Raw genomic sequence first — 3880 nt, 5'->3', positions numbered from 1 at the left:
ATTCATTTTTCTAAGTAACTTAGTTTTTGTTATATCTCTAGAAATAATAAATAAAACTAAATTAAACAAAACTAAAATTACAGCTATACAAATAACCCAAAAATCACTTTTTATAAAAGAGTTAGTCAAAACCAATATTAATAAGCTAATTCCTGAAATTAAACTTACTTTGTTTTGTTCTATTTTCAACATAAAATCATCTCCTTTTAACAAAATTATACCATTCCTAATATTGTTAATGTGCATATTTAATTATATATATCTAAAACATTGACCTCATCCCATTTTCTCTGATACCCTTAAAAAACAACAACAAAAGTATACATTCAAAACACTACAAACAAAGAAGTCGAAAAATCCATGAACAAAAAACCACATTTGATTGATGTCCAACCCATTCGTAATAAACAACAAATTAAAGATATGAAATGGGCCCTTAAACGTCACTGTTCCGAACGAGACTATCTATTATTTCTTATTGGCATTCATACAGGGTTACGTGTCAGTGATCTACTCAAGCTAGAAACTCAAACAATATTGAAATTGAAACGAAAACAAAGAAAAAAATTCAAGATCAAAGAAGGAAAAACGATGAAAAAACGCATGATCAATATCACATCTATTTTTGAAGAAGTGTATACCTATGCCCAAACTGTTGAAAGTACCTGGCTATTCCCTTCTCGAAAAGGAGATCAACCTATCAGTAAAATTCAAGCGTAACTAGTCAAGGAACCGCTGAAACTATTGCAATTGCTTTATCTTACGCTATTCGAGCAGCAGATTGGTTGATATAAGAGAGGATGTTGATAATGTAGAAATTAACTGTAATAGAATGGTTAAAAAAACAAAAATTAACAGACGAAGAAATTGATTTTGTTCTCACTTTTATTCCAGGATTATCTGTCTTACTAGTAGATAAATCAAAAGCTTTGAATATCTTTAAAATGTTAAGAGAACAATTCCCTGATTTTTCAATTAGTGAAAATGATGATTATTTACAATTTAAAACTTTAGATTTTATGTTTCAAAATAATCTTAAGAAGACATTTTTAACAGAAGAATTATTAAAAAGAATGTCTGAACAAGGTATATGTAAACATGTGAGTGATTTTATATTAACTTCAAAAGAATAAAAAAAGAGCTTAGATAAATAAAATCTAAGCTCTTTTCAGGCTATGGAGAAAGCCTGAGGGTTCCAATATGGAACCCTTTTTTTAATGATAACTATTATGTCCGTTTGCACTGCTGCTCGTTTTATGTTTTGGCTGCGAGCTGCTGCGTTGTTTACGCTGATTTTTATCATTTTTGCTATTACCAGTCTTGTTTTGACCCATGAATAATCCCCCCTATTCCCTCTTAGTATGGAATAAAGGATTCTTTTTAATTACGGGAATTATTGTCACTCGTTCGATAATAATTCAAGAGTGCGTTAATTTCTCCGCCAAGTAAAATCACCCAGCCCGTTAAATAAAACCATAATATTAAAATAATAATACCACCGAGGCTACCGTATGTAGTAGAGTAATTTCCAAAGTTATCGACATAGTACGCAAATGAATACGATACCACAATCCATCCAATCGTAGCAAATAATGCTCCTGTCATCACTTCTCTTCTCTTCACATGACGATTTGGGGCAAATTTATACAAAAAGCAAAATAAACCAAACAATACAAGAAAACTTAGTAATAATCGAACAATACTCCACACAAACGAAAATTCATCAGATAAACCTAAAATTTTAAAAATTGCTGATCCAATTAATTGGCCGAATACAGGTAAAATTAAAGCGAAGACAATCATAAAAATCATTGCTAATGTTAATACAATTGACAATGCTCTTGTTGAAATAAATGAACGGGTTTCATTAATATCATAGGCACGGTTAAATGCCTTCATCACTGCATTGACACCGTTGGATGCAAACCATAACATGGCAAGTAAACCAAACGATAATAACCCACTATTTTGGTTATTCACTATTGTATGTACGTTTGCTTCAATTAAACTCATTGCATCTTCTGGAGCATAATTCTTTATAAAGGTTAGTACATCTTCTGTCTGAATTGGAATATATCCAAGAAGCGTTATTAAAAAAACGAGCGCTGGAAAAAGAGAAAGCAAGAAGAAATAAGCGAGCTGTGCTGCTAAGCCCGCCAGATCATCTCGCATTGTTCGATCATACAAGTCTTTTCCAAATGTGAAAACATGATGAGTTCTTGCTTTTTGCACAAATGTTTTCATCTTTTTTAAACGCTTTGCTTTTCTTCTTTATTTTGTTTTAACTCAATATACGCTTCTGATTTCTTCTCTTCTGCAATCGGTTCCTTCATACCGCGATCTTCCGATGCAACTTCTTCTATCTTTAAATCTTCTGTTGGTACAATCGCCTGAATTTCGATTGTTTCTGGTTGTTCTTTGGCATTGTTCTTCTTCATAAAAATATCTTTCGTCTCTTTGAATGTTTCCACAACAGCTGGCGTCAATTTTTTAATTTCCGCTACTTTTGCTTTTACAACATTAAAATCAGCAAGCTCGCGCCCTTTATCTGTAACTGTTTGTACCTTTTCTTTCAGCTTTGCATTTTCACCAATTTCAATCATTTTTGTTTTTGCTTTCCCTGCTGTCTGCTTTACCTTTTCACGATTTTCCTTCTTTAACATAGAAACCGCCACACCTGCTGCTACACCAATCGCAATATTTCGTACAAGATTTCCCTTCTTTGCCATATTCCTTCACCCTTTCATCTATTTTGTTAGAAAGTTATCTCACTCTAACGAACAAGAAAATCCCAAAAGAAAAAATTTAAGATTAAACTTACCATAAGAGCTTGATTCGCTCAACTCATCATCAATGAGAGTTTCACATTTTACTTTCTGAACTAACATTCTTATATTCCTTGCTCATTTCGAATGAACGCTAACAATTTTGCACATCCTTCTGTTACAAGGTCATATACTTCTTGAAAGTTCCCTGTAAAGTATGGATCCGGAACATCTGTCCAACCACCGTTTGGAACAAAATCGGATAGTCTGCCGATATAGCCGCCTGCTTTGCCTAAAACCTTTAAATCGTCTAAGTTTTTATTGTCCATTGCAATAATATAATCAAACTTTGTTAAGTCTTCTTTTTCTACTTGACGAGCTTTAATTCCTTCAAAGGACACTTTATTTTCCATTAAAATTTTTTGTGTGCCATGATGAGGTGGATGGCCGATATGCCAATCCCCAGTTCCAGCCGAATCAACAGTAATTACTGTTTCTAATTTTTCTTTTTTGACAAGCTCACGAAAAATTGCTTCTGCCATCGGAGAACGACAAATGTTTCCTAGACAAACAAATAAAACTCGAACCATATTTGTTTCTTCCCTTCATGATGCATTTGTTATATTTAGTATAAACAATCAACAATTACTTATAAAGGTAATAGATACTAATTTAATACGATTGCAAACTTCCGTTAACGAAAATGATAAAAAAAATGTTAAGATAAGTCTATGTTATTTTAAAGGGGGACACTTCCGTGGATTTATCCGTAAAAACACAAGAGAACGTTGAATATATGGTAGAAGCAATTAAAGAAAAATTACGTATGGTAAACGCTGGTGCAATGAGAGCTTCAAACTTCAATGAAGACATGTACGAAGACTTACGTGACATTTATGAACACGTTATGAAACGCGATACATTTAGCATTAGCGAAATGCAAGCTATTACAGAAGAATTAGGCACACTAATCAAGAAATAACAAAAAGCGGCTACCAAAAACTCGGTAATCACCAAGCTTTTGGTAGCCGCCTCTTTTTATGTCCAAATTAAAATAATTTGTAACTACTCAGTTACTTTATGAAAAAAAGGCAGAAAAGCATTTTTTTAAATGG

At 32.7% G+C, this 3880-nt stretch carries 6 protein-coding genes and 1 pseudogene; 3 read left to right on the top strand and 4 right to left on the bottom strand.

Annotation, left to right across the window (positions count from 1 at the left end; all coding sequences use genetic code 11):
• On the bottom strand, positions 1-192 hold a 192-nt coding region (locus V7024_RS19895; protein ID WP_335523080.1), incomplete at its 3' end, for a hypothetical protein.
• 168 nt (positions 193-360) lie between these two features.
• Between V7024_RS19895 and V7024_RS19890 the strand changes: the two are divergent.
• A pseudogene (locus tag V7024_RS19890) lies at positions 361-717 on the top strand (tyrosine-type recombinase/integrase); the annotation flags it as partial.
• 227 nt (positions 718-944) lie between these two features.
• Complete coding sequence (locus V7024_RS19885) at positions 945-1133, top strand: hypothetical protein (RefSeq protein WP_335523079.1); 189 nt, start codon at positions 945-947, stop codon at positions 1131-1133.
• A gap of 247 nt (positions 1134-1380) precedes the next feature.
• On the opposite strand, the gene V7024_RS19880 is transcribed toward V7024_RS19885, so the two are convergent.
• From V7024_RS19880 to V7024_RS19870, 3 genes are all read right to left on the bottom strand, one after another.
• Entirely contained in the window at positions 1381-2244 is an 864-nt protein-coding gene (locus tag V7024_RS19880) for a YihY/virulence factor BrkB family protein (RefSeq protein ID WP_335523078.1), read from the bottom strand.
• Between the two features lie 5 nt (positions 2245-2249).
• Positions 2250-2729 (bottom strand): DUF4075 domain-containing protein, encoded by a 480-nt coding sequence (locus tag V7024_RS19875; protein WP_335523076.1) that lies wholly within the window; start codon positions 2727-2729, stop codon positions 2250-2252.
• A gap of 161 nt (positions 2730-2890) precedes the next feature.
• Entirely contained in the window at positions 2891-3355 is a 465-nt protein-coding gene (locus V7024_RS19870) for a low molecular weight protein-tyrosine-phosphatase (protein WP_335523073.1), read from the bottom strand.
• A 167-nt stretch (positions 3356-3522) separates the two neighbouring features.
• Between V7024_RS19870 and V7024_RS19865 the strand changes: the two genes are divergently transcribed.
• Positions 3523-3747: a DUF1128 domain-containing protein gene (locus tag V7024_RS19865; protein WP_020061147.1), complete on the top strand. Its 225-nt coding sequence runs from the start codon at positions 3523-3525 to the stop codon at positions 3745-3747.
• Positions 3748-3880 lie beyond the last annotated feature (133 nt).

Source organism: Bacillus sp. JJ864 (assembly GCF_036963045.1).
GTDB lineage: Bacteria > Bacillota > Bacilli > Bacillales > Bacillaceae_G > Bacillus_A > Bacillus_A pseudomycoides_C.
The sequence above is the reverse complement of the archived record's forward strand: the minus strand, read 5'-3'. Positions and strand labels throughout refer to the sequence as shown.